Genomic DNA, 14205 nt, shown 5'->3' with positions numbered 1-14205 from the left:
CACAGGGACGATCTCGGCTTGCACCTTGGGTGGGGCCGCCGTCGCGGCGGCCCGCTTTTCAGATGTGCCTCGCCCGCGCGGTAACGGGGCCTGAGAGATTCAAGGGAGGGACTTGCTCCTTCGGCGCCCCAGCGAAGCTGCCGGGGACTCTCCCGCGCGGATTCAAACGGCCGGTATGCAGTTGGCGGGCTCATCATTGCACGCCGCGCCCCGGCCCGTCAGGGCCCGCCTCTGTAACCGACCTGTGGCCGTACGCACACGGAACCGCCGATCTCCGCCATTACCTTCCCTTTACATGAAGCGGGCAAGGGACGACCGAGCCCATCGGGGAGGACGATCACGGTGAACAGGACCAGGGCGTACGTCACCGCCACCACCGCCGGCGCCGGCCTCCCGGTGCCGGAGCAGACCCGTGCCCCGGCCCGCGCCCGGCGCTCCGCGCGCACCGCCCCGGTCGTCCGCGACCTGCGCGACCGGGCCGGCCGCAGCCCGCGCGCCCTGGTCTTCGACCCCCGGGACGTGGTGGTGGTCACCGGCCTGCCGGGCAGCGGCAAGTCCACCCTGATGCGCCGCGCGGTCCCCGGCCGCCGTGTCGACTCCCAGGACACCCGCGACCGTTTCGCGGCCCGCCTGCCCCGCTTCCTGCCGTACGCGCTCTACCGCCCCCTGGTCCGCCTCGCCCACTACGCCGGCCTGCGCCGCGCGCTGCGCGCCGACGGCGGTGTCGTGGTGCACGACTGCGGCACCCAGGCGTGGGTGCGCACCTGGCTCGCCCGCGAGGCCCGCCGCCGCGGCGGCACCCTGCGCCTGCTCCTCCTCGACGTCACCCCGCAAGCGGCCCGGGAGGGCCAGCGCGAGCGCGGCCGGGGCGTCTCCCGGTACGCGTTCCGCCGCCACCGCCGCGCGACCGCCCGGCTGCTCGGCGCGGTGGAGCGGGGCGAGCTGCCCGCGGGCTGCGGTTCGGCGGTGCTGCTGGACCGGGCCGCGGCGGACACCCTGCACCGCGTGGACTTCTCCGCGTGAACCGTTCCGGGCGGGCGGGCACCGGCCACTGTCACCGCCACCCGCTAGCCTTCATGCTCACAGCAGTGGTTCCCAGCAGGCGGTAGGCAGATGGACTTCCCGGCGGACTTTCCCGCGGACTTCCCGGCACAGGCGCACCCCCACCCGCACGGCGGTTGGCCCGGCAACGAACTGGAGGAGGTGCTGTCGGCGTCCCTCGGCGTGCCCACGGCGGGCGGCCGGATCGTGGAGGTGCTCGGCCGGAGCCTGCTGTGGATACCGCTGCCCAACGGCGGTGGCCCGGACAGCGGCTCGCTGGACCTGCCGGCCATGGACATCGACGGCCAGGCGTACGTCCCGGTGTTCAGCTCCGAGGAGCAGCTGCGCCAGGCGGCCGGCCCCCACATGTCGTACACCGTCGCCCCGGCCGTGGAGTTCGCCCAGGGCCTGCCCCCGCAGGCGGGCATCGCGGTGAACCCGGGCGGTGTGGCCGGCATCCCGCTGCCGCCGGAGGCCGTGGCCGAGCTGTGCCGGGTGGGCCGCACCCCGCTCGACGGGCCGGGCAGCGGCGGCCGGGTGCGTCTCTTCGAGCCCGACTGGCAGGACGACCCGGTCGACTTCCTCTCCGCCGCCTCCGCCGAGTTCGCCGCAACCGGCGTGGTCCTCACCGCCCGCCGCTGCCTGGCCGCCGTGGAGACGGCCGACCCGGTGCTGTTCGTGGGCGTCGAACTCTCCCGCTGGGAGGGCGATCTGCGGGCCGTGCCGCTGGACGCGCTGGGCCGGGCACTCGGCAGGGTCCCGGTCGGGTGGCCGGTCAACCTCGTGCTGCTGGACGTCGCCCAGGACCCGGTCGCCGACTGGATGAAGGCGCACGTGCGGCCCTTCTACCAGCACGGCCACTAGCTTCCGGCCACCGGCACGGCCCCTGGCACCCGGCCCGGACGCGGCCGCCCCCGAGGGGCGCGGTACCCCACCGCGCCCCCGCACCCGCGCACGAACAGAAGGACCCGAGCCACCAGGCGCATAAGCTGTCCCCGAACGCGGGGCACTGACGAAGAAGGGCACGACGAGTGAGCGCGAGCCACAGCGGCAGCGTAGGCGGCGGCGTGGAACACATGCTGCGCCAGGTCACGCCTGGACGCTACGACGCCTACGAGGCCCTGCTGCGCGCCCTCGCCACCCCGTCCTCCGGCCAGATCTGGATGCTCCTGTGGCACGGCCAGGCCGGCGCACCGGACGCCCAGTACGGGGACATGGAGGTGGAGGGATTCCACTACGCCCCGTGCGTGACCTCCGCCCAGGAGCTGTCGGCCAGCGGCTGGAACCGCTCCTACGAAGTGGTCGACGGCCTGGACGTGGCCCGCACCCTCTACCCGGACCACTACGGGCTCTGGCTCAACCCGCACGCCCCGGGCGGCGGGGTCGGCGTCCCCTGGCTCGACCTGCGCCGCATCGCCACCGGACTGGACCGGCAGCCCGCCGGCCCGCTCAGCCTGTCCGAGCCCGGCATCGAGATCCCGCAGTTCTACGCCCTGCTCGCGCAGAACGCGCACCGCACCCCCGCGCTCCGCTCGCTGCGCCGGGCCTGGGTGCAGCCGGCGCTCGGAGCGCCGTACCTCGCCATCGGCCTGGACGTGTACGAGACCTCGCCGGCCGCGGTCGACTCGGTGCGCGCGATGATGCAGCAGTCCATCGGCGCGGTGCCGGAGGGCCTGCCGGTGTCGACGGTCGCGATGACCGACGACCACGACCCGGTGGTGATGTGGATGCGGACCCACGCGCGCCCCTTCTACGACCGCGAGGCCCACGCCCCTGCGCCGCAGCCCCAGCTGCAGGCCCCGCCGGCCGCCGGGTACGGCTACGGCTACCCCCCGGCGCACGGCGGCTACTGACCAACGGGCCCGCCGGCCCGGCCGTTCGGGGCCGGGCGCAGTATTTACACGGACGACCCGCTTCTGCGCGCGTAGACATCTGCGCTACGTCCTGAACCGCGCCAATTCTTCCCCTTGCCCCAACTGGACCGCGTCCGGGGTGCGTTACCCACTGTTCGGATAACGGAATCCCCTGGACTGCATCACGGTTGCGCATACTTTCGCCGTCAGACCTGGCGGGTGATCGCGGCCAAGCTGAAGACTCGCGACTCAGACATGAGGTCGAGACCTCGTGATCGATGGCAAGTCGACAAAGCCGCAAACCGCGGCAGGCGCAGGCCGGTCACCACCGGCGAGAGGGGTCGCTCACCGTGACCGCACCGATCGAGACCACCGGGGCGGCAGCCGAGGCACAGCCGGAGGCTGTGCTGGAGGGTGCCGATAAGGGGCAGATCGAGGGTCGTTCCCTGGGCCAGATCGCCTGGACCCGGTTCAAGAAGGACAAGGTCGCCGTCGCCGGCGGCGTCATCGTCGTCCTGCTGATCCTCCTGGCGATCCTCTCGCGCCCCCTCCAGGCCATGCTGGGGCTCGACCCCAACGCCTTCAACCAGGACCTGATCAACCCGGACACCTCGCTGCCCAAGGGCAGTTGGGGCGGTATGAGCGCGGACCACCCGCTCGGTGTCGACCCCAAGTTCGGCCGGGACATCGCCACCCGCATCCTGGAGGGCTCCTGGGTGTCGCTGGTCGTCGCCTTCGGCGCCACGGTCCTGTCCAACGTGATCGGCGCGATCATGGGCGTCATCGCGGGCTACTACGGCGGCCGGGTCGACTCGATCATCAGCCGGCTGATGGACACCTTCCTCGCCTTCCCCCTCCTGCTCTTCGCGATCGCCATCTCCGCCACCCTCCAGGGCGGCGCGTTCGGCCTCAACGGACTGCCGCTCCACCTGAGCGTGCTCATCTTCGTCATCGGCTTCTTCAACTGGCCGTACCTGGGCCGGATCGTGCGGGGCCAGACCCTCGCCCTGCGCGAGCGCGAGTTCGTGGACGCCTCCCGCGGCATGGGCGCCAAGGCGCCGTACATCCTGTTCCGGGAGCTGATGCCCAACCTGGTCGGCCCGATCATCGTCTACTCGACGCTGCTCATCCCGACCAACATCCTCTTCGAGGCGTCCCTGAGCTTCCTCGGCGTCGGCATCCAGCCCCCGCAGGCGTCCTGGGGCGGCATGCTCCGCGAGGCGGTCACCTTCTACCAGGTCGACCCCGCGTACATGATCGTCCCCGGACTCGCCATCTTCGTGACCGTCCTGGCCTTCAACCTGCTCGGTGACGGTCTCCGCGATGCTCTCGACCCGCGCAGCCGCTGACGCCTGCCGCAGAGAGCCCGACAAGTTTCCAATCAATGGAGGGGAAAGCGCCCATCATGCGAAGGTCAGCGCTGGCCGCGATCGCGGCCATCGGCTCCGCCAGCCTGTTTCTTTCGGGTTGCAGCAAGGCCGATGAGAACAAGAACGAGAACGGCACCAAGTCGGCCGGGGCCAACGCCGCGACCAAGGGCGTCGTCAACGTGTCGGACAAGAAGGGCGGGACGGTCACCTACGAGATGGCCGACGTCCCGGACTCGTTCGACCCGGGCAACACCTACTACGCGTACATGTACAACCTCAGCCGGCTGTGGGCCCGCCCGCTGATGACCTTCAAGCCCGGCCCGGGCGACGAGGGCAACACCCTCGTCCCGGACCTCGCCGAGGGCAAGGGTGTCCCGAGCGACGGCGGCAAGACCTGGACGTACAAGCTGCGTCCGGGCCTGAAGTACGAGGACGGCACGCCGATCACCTCGAAGGACGTCAAGTACGCCGTCGAGCGCTCCAACTTCGCGCGTGACGTGCTCTCCCTCGGCCCGAACTACTTCCAGCAGTTCCTGGCCGACGGCGACAAGTACAAGGGCCCGTACAAGGACAAGAGCGGCAAGGGCCTGTCCTCCATCGAGACGCCGGACGACACCACGGTCGTCTTCCACCTGAAGCAGGCCTTCCAGGAGTTCGACTACCTGGTCGCCGCCCCGCAGACGGCCCCGGTCCCGAAGGCCAAGGACAAGGGCGTCGACTACGTCAAGCACATCGTGTCCTCCGGCTCGTACAAGTTCCAGAGCTACGAGGACGGCAAGCAGGCCGTCCTGGTGCGCAACGAGAACTGGGACCCGAAGACCGACCCGCTGCGCAAGCAGCTGCCGGAGAAGATCGTCGTCAACCTGAAGGTCAACCCGGAGAAGATCGACCAGGACGTCCTCGCGGGTGACGCGATCGACCTGGCCGGCACCGGTGTCCAGGCCTCCACCCAGGCGAAGGTGCTCACCGACGCCGCCAAGAAGGCCAACACGGACAACACCTACGGTGGCCGCCTCGTCTACATGGCGATCAACACCAAGGTCGCGCCGTTCGACAAGGTCGAGTGCCGCAAGGCCGTGCAGTACGCGATCGACAAGGTCTCGGTGCAGACCGCCGAGGGCGGCCCGATCCGCGGTGACGTCGCCTCCACCGTCCTGCCGCCGGACATCCCGGGTTACGAGAAGTCCGACGCCTACGCCACCAAGGACAGCAAGGGTGACACCGCCAAGGCCAAGGAGCAGCTGAAGGCCTGCGGCAAGTCGTCGATCAGCACCAACATCTCGGCGCGCTCGGACCGTCCGCAGGAGGTCGACGCGGCCACGGCGATCATCAACTCGCTGAAGAAGGTCGGCATCAACGCCACCCTCAAGCAGTACCCGTCCGGCAAGTACTTCACCGACTACGCCGGTGTGCCGAAGTTCACCGAGAAGCAGAACATCGGTCTGATCATGATGCAGTGGGGTGCCGACTGGCCTTCCGGCTACGGCTTCCTGCAGCAGATCCTGAACGGCAAGGCGATCAGCCAGTCCGGCAACACCAACCTGGCGCAGTACGACAACAAGGACGTCAACGCTCTGCTGGCCAAGGCGATCGGCACCCAGGACGCGACCGAGCGCAACAGCCTCTACACGCAGATCGACAAGAAGACCATGGACGACGCCGTCCTCGTCCCGCTGACCTACTTCAAGGTCCTGCTGGCCCGCCCGCAGAACTACACCAACCTGGTTTCCACGGCGGCCTTCAGCGGTCAGTACGACTACCTCAACATCGGCGTCGCGTCGAAGTAGCAGCCCCGGAAGGCAGGTGAAGGCATTGGTGCCCGCGGGCTTCGCGGCCCGCGGGCACCAGCGCCGGTCCCCGTGATCTCGTACATCCTCCGCCGGACGTTCGCGGCAGTGATCCTGCTGCTGGTCGTCTCCGCGGTCACCTTTGCCATCTTCTTCCTGCTGCCACGGCTCGCCGGCCAGACAGCGGACCAGCTGGCGCAGCAGTACATCGGCAAGAGCCCGTCGAAGGCGGACATCGCCGCGGTCAAGCACAACCTCGGACTGGACCAGCCCGTCTACGTCCAGTACTGGCACTTCATCAAGGGGATCGTGGTCGGCGCCGACTACAACGTCGGTCCCAGCACGGTGCACTGCAACGCGCCCTGCTTCGGCTACTCCTTCAAGACGCACGAGGCCGTCTGGCCGCAGCTGACCGGCCGCATGCCGGTGACCGTCTCGCTGGCGGCGGGTGCCGCCGTGCTGTGGCTGCTGTCCGGCGTGGCGATCGGTGTCGTCTCGGCACTGAAGCCCCGTTCGTTCTTCGACCGCACCTTCATGGGCGTCGCGCTCGCCGGTGTCTCGCTGCCCATGTTCTTCACGGGCAACCTGGCGCTCCTGCTCTTCACCTATCAGTGGCCGATCTTCGGCACCACCTACGTCCCGTTCACCGAGAACCCCTCGCAGTGGGCCAACACCCTCTTCCCGGCGTGGTGTTCGCTGGCGCTGCTGTACTCCGCCATCTACGCGCGGCTCACCCGCTCGGGCATGCTGGAGACGATGAACGAGGACTTCATCCGCACGGCCCGCGCCAAGGGCCTGCGTGAGCGCAACGTCGTGGTCCGGCACGGACTGCGCGCGGCCCTCACCCCCATCATCACCGTGTTCGGCATGGACCTCGGCCTGCTGCTCGGCGGCGCCCTGATCACCGAGTACGTCTTCTCGCTGCACGGCATCGGCGAGTACGCGGTGAAGGCCATCAATGACAACGACCTGCCGCCCATCCTCGGCGTGACCCTGCTCGCCGCCTTCTTCGTCGTGATCGCAAATCTCCTGGTGGACGTCGTCTACGCCGCCGCCGACCCGCGGGTGAGGCTCTCGTGACCGAACTCTCCAAGACCGGCGCCGCGGTGGGCGAGCCCGCCCCCGGCCGCCAGGTACCCGAAGCCTTCCTGGAGGTCCGCGACCTCAAGGTGCACTTCCCGACCGACGACGGCCTGGTCAAGTCCGTCGACGGGCTCAGCTTCACGCTGGAGAAGGGCAAGACCCTCGCCATCGTGGGCGAGTCCGGCTCCGGCAAGTCGGTGACCTCGCTGGCCATCATGGGCCTGCACCGGCTCGGCACGCGCGGCAAGAACGTGCGGATGTCCGGCGAGATCTGGCTGGACGGCAAGGAACTGGTGACCGCCGCCCCGGACGAGGTGCGCAAGCTCCGCGGCCGTGAGATGGCGATGATCTTCCAGGACCCGCTGTCCGCGATGCACCCCTACTACAAGGTCGGCGACCAGATCGTCGAGGCGTACCGGGTGCACCACAAGGTCAGCAAGAAGGTCGCCCGCACCCGGGCCATCGAGATGCTGGACCGCGTCGGCATCCCCGAGCCGGCCAAGCGCGTCGACGGCTACCCGCACGAGTTCTCCGGCGGTATGCGCCAGCGCGCCATGATCGCCATGGCGCTGGTGAACAACCCCGAGCTGCTCATCGCGGACGAGCCGACCACCGCCCTGGACGTGACCGTCCAGGCGCAGATCCTCGACCTCATCCGGGATCTGCAGAAGGAGTTCGGCTCGGCGGTCATCATGATCACCCACGACCTCGGTGTGGTCGCCGAGATCGCCGACGACGTCCTCGTGATGTACGGCGGCCGCTGCGTGGAGCGCGGTCCGGCCGCGGAGGTCTTCGAGCAGCCGCAGCACCCCTACACCTGGGGCCTGCTCGGCTCGATGCCGCGCATCGACCGCGAGACCTCCGAACGGCTCATCCCGGTCAAGGGCTCGCCGCCGAGCCTCATCAACGTCCCCTCGGGCTGCGCCTTCCACCCGCGCTGCCCGTACGCGGACATCCCCAAGGGGAATGTCACCCGCACGGTGCGCCCCGAGCTGGAGCAGGTGGACACCGGGCACTTCTCCGCCTGCCACCTCTCGGCCGAGGACCGCCAGCGGATCTGGACCGAAGAGATTGCGCCGAAGCTGTGAGTGAGACGAAGAAGACGGACCCCGTCGCCGAGGCCGCGGTCCCGGAGCAGGCGTCGGCCCCGGACGAGCGCGAGGTGCTGCTCAAGGTCGAGAACCTGACCAAGCACTTCCCGATCAAGAAGGGCATCCTCCAGCGCCAGGTCGGTGCCGTGAAGGCCGTCGACGGCATCGACTTCGAGGTGCGCAAGGGCGAGACCCTGGGCGTGGTCGGCGAGTCGGGCTGCGGCAAGTCGACCATGGGCCGGGTCATCACCCGGCTGCAGGACCCGACGGGCGGCCGGATCACCTTCGAGGGCCGGGACATCACGCGGCTGGGCAGCGGGCAGATGCGCCCGCTGCGCCGCGACATCCAGATGATCTTCCAGGACCCGTACGGTTCCCTGAACCCCCGCCACACCATCGGCTCGATCGTCTCGGCGCCCTTCCGGCTCCAGGGCGTGGAGCCCGAGGGCGGGGTGAAGAAGGAGGTCCAGCGGCTCCTGGAGCTGGTGGGTCTCAGCCCCGAGCACTACAACCGCTACCCGCACGAGTTCTCCGGCGGTCAGCGCCAGCGCATCGGCATCGCCCGCGCGCTCGCCCTGAAACCGAAGCTGGTCGTCGCGGACGAGCCGGTCTCCGCGCTGGACGTGTCGATCCAGGCGCAGGTCGTGAACCTGATGGACGACCTCCAGCAGGAACTGGGCCTCACCTACGTGATCATCGCCCACGACCTCTCGGTGGTCCGCCACGTCTCGGACCGCATCGCGGTGATGTACCTCGGCAAGATCGTGGAACTCGCCGACCGCACCTCGCTGTACGAGTCGCCGATGCACCCGTACACCAAGGCGCTGATGTCCGCGGTGCCGGTGCCGGACACCAAGCGCCGGGGCCAGAAGAGCGAGCGCATCCTGCTCCGGGGCGACGTCCCGTCCCCGATCGCCCCGCCCTCCGGCTGCCGCTTCCACACCCGCTGCTGGAAGGCGACGCAGATCTGCCAGACGACCGAGCCGCAGCTCGTGGAGCTGAGGCCGGGGCAGCGGGTGGCCTGCCACCACCCGGAGAACTTCGCCGACCAGGCCCCGCAGGACACGGTCCTGCTGTCGGCGGCGAAGAAGGCGTCGGAGCTGGTGCCGGACGCGGACCAGCCCAAGGAGCGGCCCACCGAGGAGAAGCCGGCCCCGGCGAAGGAGCCGAGCGCGGCGAAGGAGCCGAGCGCGGCGAAGGAGCCGAGCGCGGAGCCGGGCGCGGCCGAGGAGCCGGGCGCGACCGAGCCCACGGCGGCTTCCGAGGACACCCCGGCCCCCGAGAAGACGGCGGAGAAGCCCGCCGAGGAGTCCACGGAGAAGTCGGCGGAGAAGTCGGCCGACGAGCCGGCCGACAAGTAACGCGTACGGCTGCGAGCGGGAGAGCGCTGTGCTCTCCCGTTCTGCCATGCCCGGCCAACCTGGCTTTGTAAGGTTTGCCGACGCCGACGGGTGAGAATGTCAGGGTGCAGCTCCAGCAACTCTTCAGTCCTTCCGTCCAGCACACGCTCGACCTGGTCGGCATCTTCGTGTTCGCGATCTCCGGCGCGCTGCTGGCCGTCCGGAAGAACTTCGACGTCTTCGGCATCGCCGTCATGGCCGAGGTCACCGCGCTGGGCGGCGGACTCTTCCGCGACCTGATCATCGGAGCCGTACCCCCGGCCGCCTTCACGGACCTCGGGTACTTCGTCACCCCGCTGCTCGCCACGCTCGTCGTCTTCTTCCTGCACCCGCACGTCGAGCGCATCCAGGCGGCGGTGCTCGTCTTCGACGCGGCCGGTCTCGGCCTGTTCTGTGTCAGCGGTACGACGAAGGCGTACAGCTACGGACTCGGTCTGACCGCGTCGGCGACGCTGGGCCTCGCGACCGCCGTCGGCGGCGGTGTGCTCAGGGACGTGCTGGCGAACGAGGTGCCCTCGCTGCTGCGCTGGGACCGCGACCTGTACGCGGTCCCCGCGATGGTCGGTGCGACGATGATCGTCCTGTGCATCCGCTACGACACCCTGACCCCGTTCACCACCGGGCTCGCGGTCGTCACGGCCTTCGTCCTGCGCCTGCTCGCGATGCGGTTCCACTGGCGAGCGCCGCGAGCGTGGAACCGCCGGTCGACGGTGACGGAGGAGTAGGACCGGCGGGGGAGCCGGCGCGGTCGTCGCGCACAGGGAAAAAGCTACCGCTTAGTAGTTTTCTGCTGTACCGTTCAGCCATGCCAGAAGCAGCTTCCGCACCTTCCCCCACTCTCGGCTTCACCGGAGCGGGCGGGCCCGCGTCGCGGGCCGTGATCGGCGACAGCGAGTTCGACCGCGACACCGCGGTCGTCCGGCGTGAGCCCGGCGTCTACGACATCGACCTCTCCGCCGGCTGGACCATCATCAGCGCGGTGAACGGCGGCTACCTGCTGGCCGTGCTCGGCCGGGCCCTCGCGGACACCCTGCCGCACCCCGACCCGTTCACCATCTCCGCGCACTACCTGACCGCCTCGCAGCCCGGCCCCGCGGTCGTCCGCACCGAGACCGTGCGCACCGGCCGCACCCTGTCCACCGGCCAGGCCTCGCTCTTCCAGTACGACGCGGAGGGCAACGAGGTGGAGCGCATCCGCGTCCTCGCCTCCTACGGCGACCTCGCCGCCCTCCCCGACGACGTCCGTACGACGGCCACCCCGCCGCCCATCCCGCCGATGGACCAGTGCTTCGGTCCCGAGGACGGACCCGCCCCGGTCGAGGGCAGCTCCGCCATCACCGAGCGGCTGATGCTGAAGCTGGACCCGGCCACCCTCGGCTGGGCGCTCGGCTCACCGTCCGGCAAGGGCGAGATGCGCGCCTGGTTCGGTCTCGCCGACGGCCGCGACGCCGACCCGCTCTCGCTGCTCCTCGCCGTCGACGCCCTCCCGCCCACCGCCTTCGAGATCGGTCTGAAGGGCTGGGTGCCGACGGTGGAACTCACCGTCCACGTCCGCCACCGCCCGGCCCCCGGCCCGCTGCGCGTGTCGATCACCACCCGCAACCTGGCCGGCGGCTTCCTGGAGGAGGACGCCGAGGTGTGGGACAGCGAGGACCGCCTGGTCGCCCAGTCCCGCCAGCTGGCCCGCGTCCGGCTCGGCTAGCGACGCACACCGGCCCCGGCCCCGCTTGAGTTCTAGTGGTTGTCGCAACACCCCAGTTCAAGGGGTGCGATGGACTTCGAGATCCGCAAGGACAGGACGTCGGGGGGCGGCAAGCTGACCCGGGAGCGGGCCGCATACTTCCAGCTCATGGAGCAGGGCTACAGCACCCGGGAAGCGGCCCGGATCATCGGGATCAACCTCCGCACCGGGAAGAAGTGGCGTAACGGCCACCACTCGCCGGGCAAGGGCCTTAAGGCGGTTCCTCCGATCTACCCCGGCCACGGGCGTACGTCCGGGCCACCGGTAGCGGAGGAACCGCCGCCCACCGCATCGCGGTACCTCCAGGAGCACGACCGCATCCACATCGCTGACCGGTTGCGTGAGAAGGCGTCCGTCCGGCAGATCGCCGCCGAGCTGGGCCGCAGCCCCTCGACGATCAGCCGTGAGATACGCCGCAACCGGCGGCCCATGCCCAAGGGCGGCTTCGCCTACCAGCCCTTCCATGCCCATCGCCGGGCCGAGCGGCGCCCTCCCCGGCCCAAGCCCGGCAAGATCGGCCGGAACCCCGAACTGCGGGACTTCATCCAGGAGCACCTCGGACGCCGGTGGAGCCCCGAGCAGATCTGCCAGGCTCTGCGGACCGCCTTTCCCGACCGGCCGGAGATGCATGTGGTCCACGAAACGGTCTACCAGGCCCTTTACGTCCAGGGCCGCGGAGAACTGCGCAGGGAGCTGACCCGCTCCCTGCGGACCGGCAGGTCCGTCAGGCGCCCGCACCGCCAGGCCCACAAGCGCACGTCCCGAGCCGTGAAGGACATGGTGATGATCAGTGATCGGCCGGCGGAAGCCGAGGACCGGGCGGTGCCCGGTCACTGGGAAGGCGATCTCATCATCGGCAAGGACGGACGTTCCGCCATCGGGACACTGGTCGAACGCTCCACCCGCTACCTGATGCTCATGCACCTGCCCGTGGGCCACAGCGCCATCGCCACCCGCAACGCGCTCGCCACGACCGTCCAGACGCTCCCGCGTCACTTCTGGCGGTCCCTGACCTGGGACCAGGGCTCGGAGATGGCCGCCCATAAGGCGTTCACGGTCGCCACCGACATCCCGGTCTTCTTCTGCAACCCGGCCAGCCCCTGGCAGCGCGGCTCGAACGAGAACACGAACGGTCTGCTGCGGCAGTACTTTCCCAAGGGCACCGACCTGGCGGCCCACACCCCCGACGACCTGGCGGCCGTCGCCGCCGAACTGAACAGCCGCCCACGCAAAACGCTCGGCTGGGAAACCCCAGCCGAGCGCCTCGCTAAGCTCCTGGCGACAGCCAGTTGATCACTGTGTTGCTACGACGCCTGGAATTCGCCCCGCGCCGGGGCCGCCTTGCGTCCCGGTGCCGGCGCGTCTGTCGTGGCCGGCCGGCCGGCCCGCTCAGTGCAGCCAGTGGCTGCGGCCGATGCTGATCAGTCGCAGCTGGCGTGCGGCGAGCCGGGTCACCCGCTCCCGCTCCTCCTCCGGGGCCTCCAGGGCCTCCAGGAAGAGGGAGGCGGTGATGAGCATCTGGTCGACGTAGAGGTGCGCGAGCATCAGCAGGTCGTCGTCGCTCCAGCCCGCCGCCTCCCGGTCCTTGGCCAGCTCGTTCTTGACCTCCTCGGCGAACCTGTGCAGTTGGGCCCGGATGGCCTCGCGCACCGGCTGGACCCCGCCATGCCGTTCCCGGGCGATAAAACGGACATGTGCGGGGTACGCGTCTACGTGACGGGCGATCAACTCGATGGCACGCGCGATGCGTTCCTCGCTGTCGCCCGTCGTGGACACCGTCGTCCGCACCATCGGGTGCAGGCTGCCCAGCGCCTCGTCGACCAGCGCCACACCGAGGTCGGCGGTGGAGCGGAAGTGCCGGTAGAAGGCGGTCGGTGCGACACCGACGGCCCGGGTGACCTCGCGCAGGCCCAGGCTGCTCAGGCTCTGGTCCTCCAGCAGCGCGAGCGCCGCGTCGAGGAACGCCTGCCGGGTCTTCTGCTTCTGGGCCTGCCGGATGCCGAGGGTGTGACTCATGTCATCCAGTTAACAACTGTTCTCCGTAATTGAAAAGCCGTCCGGAGCGCTAGACTCGAAGTCAGTGAACAACTGTTACTACAACTGTTCACCCAAACTTCACACCGGCTGACCACGAGGTATCTAGGAGGGGGGATCCGATCCCATGCTGTTCCTCGTCGCCGCGCTCATGCTGCTCGGAGTCGTGCTGGGCACCGTCGCCCACGCACCGCTGAGCGTCACCGCCGTCCTGGCCGCCGTCATCGGCGTCTGGCTCGCCGTCTTCGCCGTCCGCGAGCGCCACGGCCGACGCCGGCGCACCTCGGCCAACTGACCACCGGAACCGGCCGATCGGCCACCGGACCCGGCCGGCCGCCGACCCGCCGGCCGGCCGCCGGATCCCGGCCGACGGACCACCTGACCCCGGTCGGCCGGCCAGCGGTCCCCGTCGGCCGGCCACCGGAAAGGAACCCAGGAGCTGAGCACCATGCAACTCACCGCACCGGCCAACGGCCGCACCACCGACACCCGTCCGCGCACGCGTGACGCCGACGGCATGGCCGTCGCGTCCTTCATCCTCGGCCTCCTCGGCCTGCTCGTCCTCAACGTCTTCCTCGGCCCGGTCGCGATCGTCCTGGCCGCGGTCGCCCTCTGGCGCGGCACGACCCGCCGGGGCCGCGCCTGGCTGGGCCTGACGCTGGGCATCGCCGACCTGGTGGTCCTGGTCACGGTGATGGAAGTGACCGGCACGGTCTCCTGGAGCCTGTGACGCGGGAAGCCGGGCGGGCGGGCAGGACGCCCGAGCCCCGAGGACGACGGGGCACCTCCGGCCGACAGTGCCCCA

At 70.1% G+C, this 14205-nt stretch carries 14 protein-coding genes and 1 riboswitch; of the genes, 13 read left to right on the top strand and 1 reads right to left on the bottom strand.

Going from position 1 to position 14205, the window contains the following annotated elements; translation table 11 throughout:
- Window positions 1-68: 68 nt before the first annotated feature.
- Window positions 69-165: riboswitch (glycine riboswitch) on the bottom strand.
- Between the two features lie 177 nt (window positions 166-342).
- From ABZ576_RS14865 to ABZ576_RS14815, 11 genes are all read left to right on the top strand, one after another.
- Complete coding sequence (locus ABZ576_RS14865) at window positions 343-1023, top strand: AAA family ATPase (RefSeq protein ID WP_360739965.1); 681 nt, start codon at window positions 343-345, stop codon at window positions 1021-1023.
- A 90-nt stretch (window positions 1024-1113) separates the two neighbouring features.
- On the top strand, window positions 1114-1905 hold the full coding sequence (locus ABZ576_RS14860; protein WP_360739962.1) for an enhanced serine sensitivity protein SseB: 792 nt from the start codon (window positions 1114-1116) through the stop codon (window positions 1903-1905).
- 212 nt (window positions 1906-2117) lie between these two features.
- Window positions 2118-2894, top strand: a complete 777-nt coding sequence (locus tag ABZ576_RS14855) for an enhanced serine sensitivity protein SseB C-terminal domain-containing protein (RefSeq protein ID WP_360740073.1) — start codon at window positions 2118-2120, stop codon at window positions 2892-2894.
- A gap of 350 nt (window positions 2895-3244) precedes the next feature.
- Window positions 3245-4243, top strand: coding sequence for an ABC transporter permease (locus ABZ576_RS14850; protein ID WP_360739959.1), 999 nt, complete (start codon window positions 3245-3247; stop codon window positions 4241-4243).
- 35 nt (window positions 4244-4278) lie between these two features.
- A complete protein-coding gene (locus ABZ576_RS14845; protein ID WP_360739956.1) occupies window positions 4279-6051 on the top strand; it encodes an ABC transporter substrate-binding protein in 1773 nt (590 codons plus the stop codon).
- A 72-nt stretch (window positions 6052-6123) separates the two neighbouring features.
- Window positions 6124-7131, top strand: coding sequence for an ABC transporter permease (locus ABZ576_RS14840; protein WP_360739953.1), 1008 nt, complete (start codon window positions 6124-6126; stop codon window positions 7129-7131).
- The gene (locus ABZ576_RS14835) at window positions 7128-8222 is read left to right on the top strand and encodes an ABC transporter ATP-binding protein (RefSeq protein ID WP_360739951.1); all 1095 of its coding nucleotides are present in this window, start codon (window positions 7128-7130) and stop codon (window positions 8220-8222) included. Before ABZ576_RS14840 ends, ABZ576_RS14835 begins: the two co-directional genes overlap by 4 nt.
- On the top strand, window positions 8219-9586 hold the full coding sequence (locus ABZ576_RS14830) for a dipeptide ABC transporter ATP-binding protein (protein WP_360739949.1): 1368 nt from the start codon (window positions 8219-8221) through the stop codon (window positions 9584-9586). Before ABZ576_RS14835 ends, ABZ576_RS14830 begins: the two co-directional genes overlap by 4 nt.
- Window positions 9587-9690: 104 nt before the next feature.
- Window positions 9691-10350 carry a trimeric intracellular cation channel family protein gene (locus ABZ576_RS14825; protein ID WP_360739946.1) on the top strand — a complete coding sequence of 220 codons (660 nt, stop codon included), beginning with the start codon at window positions 9691-9693 and terminating at the stop codon, window positions 10348-10350.
- Window positions 10351-10430: 80 nt separating this feature from the next.
- Complete coding sequence (locus ABZ576_RS14820) at window positions 10431-11327, top strand: thioesterase family protein (RefSeq protein ID WP_360739944.1); 897 nt, start codon at window positions 10431-10433, stop codon at window positions 11325-11327.
- A 147-nt stretch (window positions 11328-11474) separates the two neighbouring features.
- Entirely contained in the window at window positions 11475-12659 is a 1185-nt protein-coding gene (locus ABZ576_RS14815) for an IS30 family transposase (RefSeq protein WP_360740070.1), read from the top strand.
- 96 nt (window positions 12660-12755) lie between these two features.
- Here ABZ576_RS14815 and ABZ576_RS14810 read toward each other — a convergent pair whose 3' ends face one another.
- Entirely contained in the window at window positions 12756-13382 is a 627-nt protein-coding gene (locus ABZ576_RS14810) for a TetR family transcriptional regulator (protein WP_360739942.1), read from the bottom strand.
- A 145-nt stretch (window positions 13383-13527) separates the two neighbouring features.
- Between ABZ576_RS14810 and ABZ576_RS14805 the strand changes: the two genes are divergently transcribed.
- A complete protein-coding gene (locus tag ABZ576_RS14805; RefSeq protein ID WP_360739939.1) occupies window positions 13528-13695 on the top strand; it encodes a hypothetical protein in 168 nt (55 codons plus the stop codon).
- A gap of 153 nt (window positions 13696-13848) precedes the next feature.
- A complete protein-coding gene (locus ABZ576_RS14800) occupies window positions 13849-14130 on the top strand; it encodes a DUF4190 domain-containing protein (RefSeq protein WP_360739937.1) in 282 nt (93 codons plus the stop codon).
- Window positions 14131-14205: the final 75 nt, after the last annotated feature.

Origin of the sequence: Streptomyces sp. NPDC013455, from assembly GCF_040632975.1 — a bacterium.
Taxonomy (GTDB): domain Bacteria; phylum Actinomycetota; class Actinomycetes; order Streptomycetales; family Streptomycetaceae; genus Streptomyces.
The sequence above is the reverse complement of the archived record's forward strand: the minus strand, read 5'-3'. Positions and strand labels throughout refer to the sequence as shown.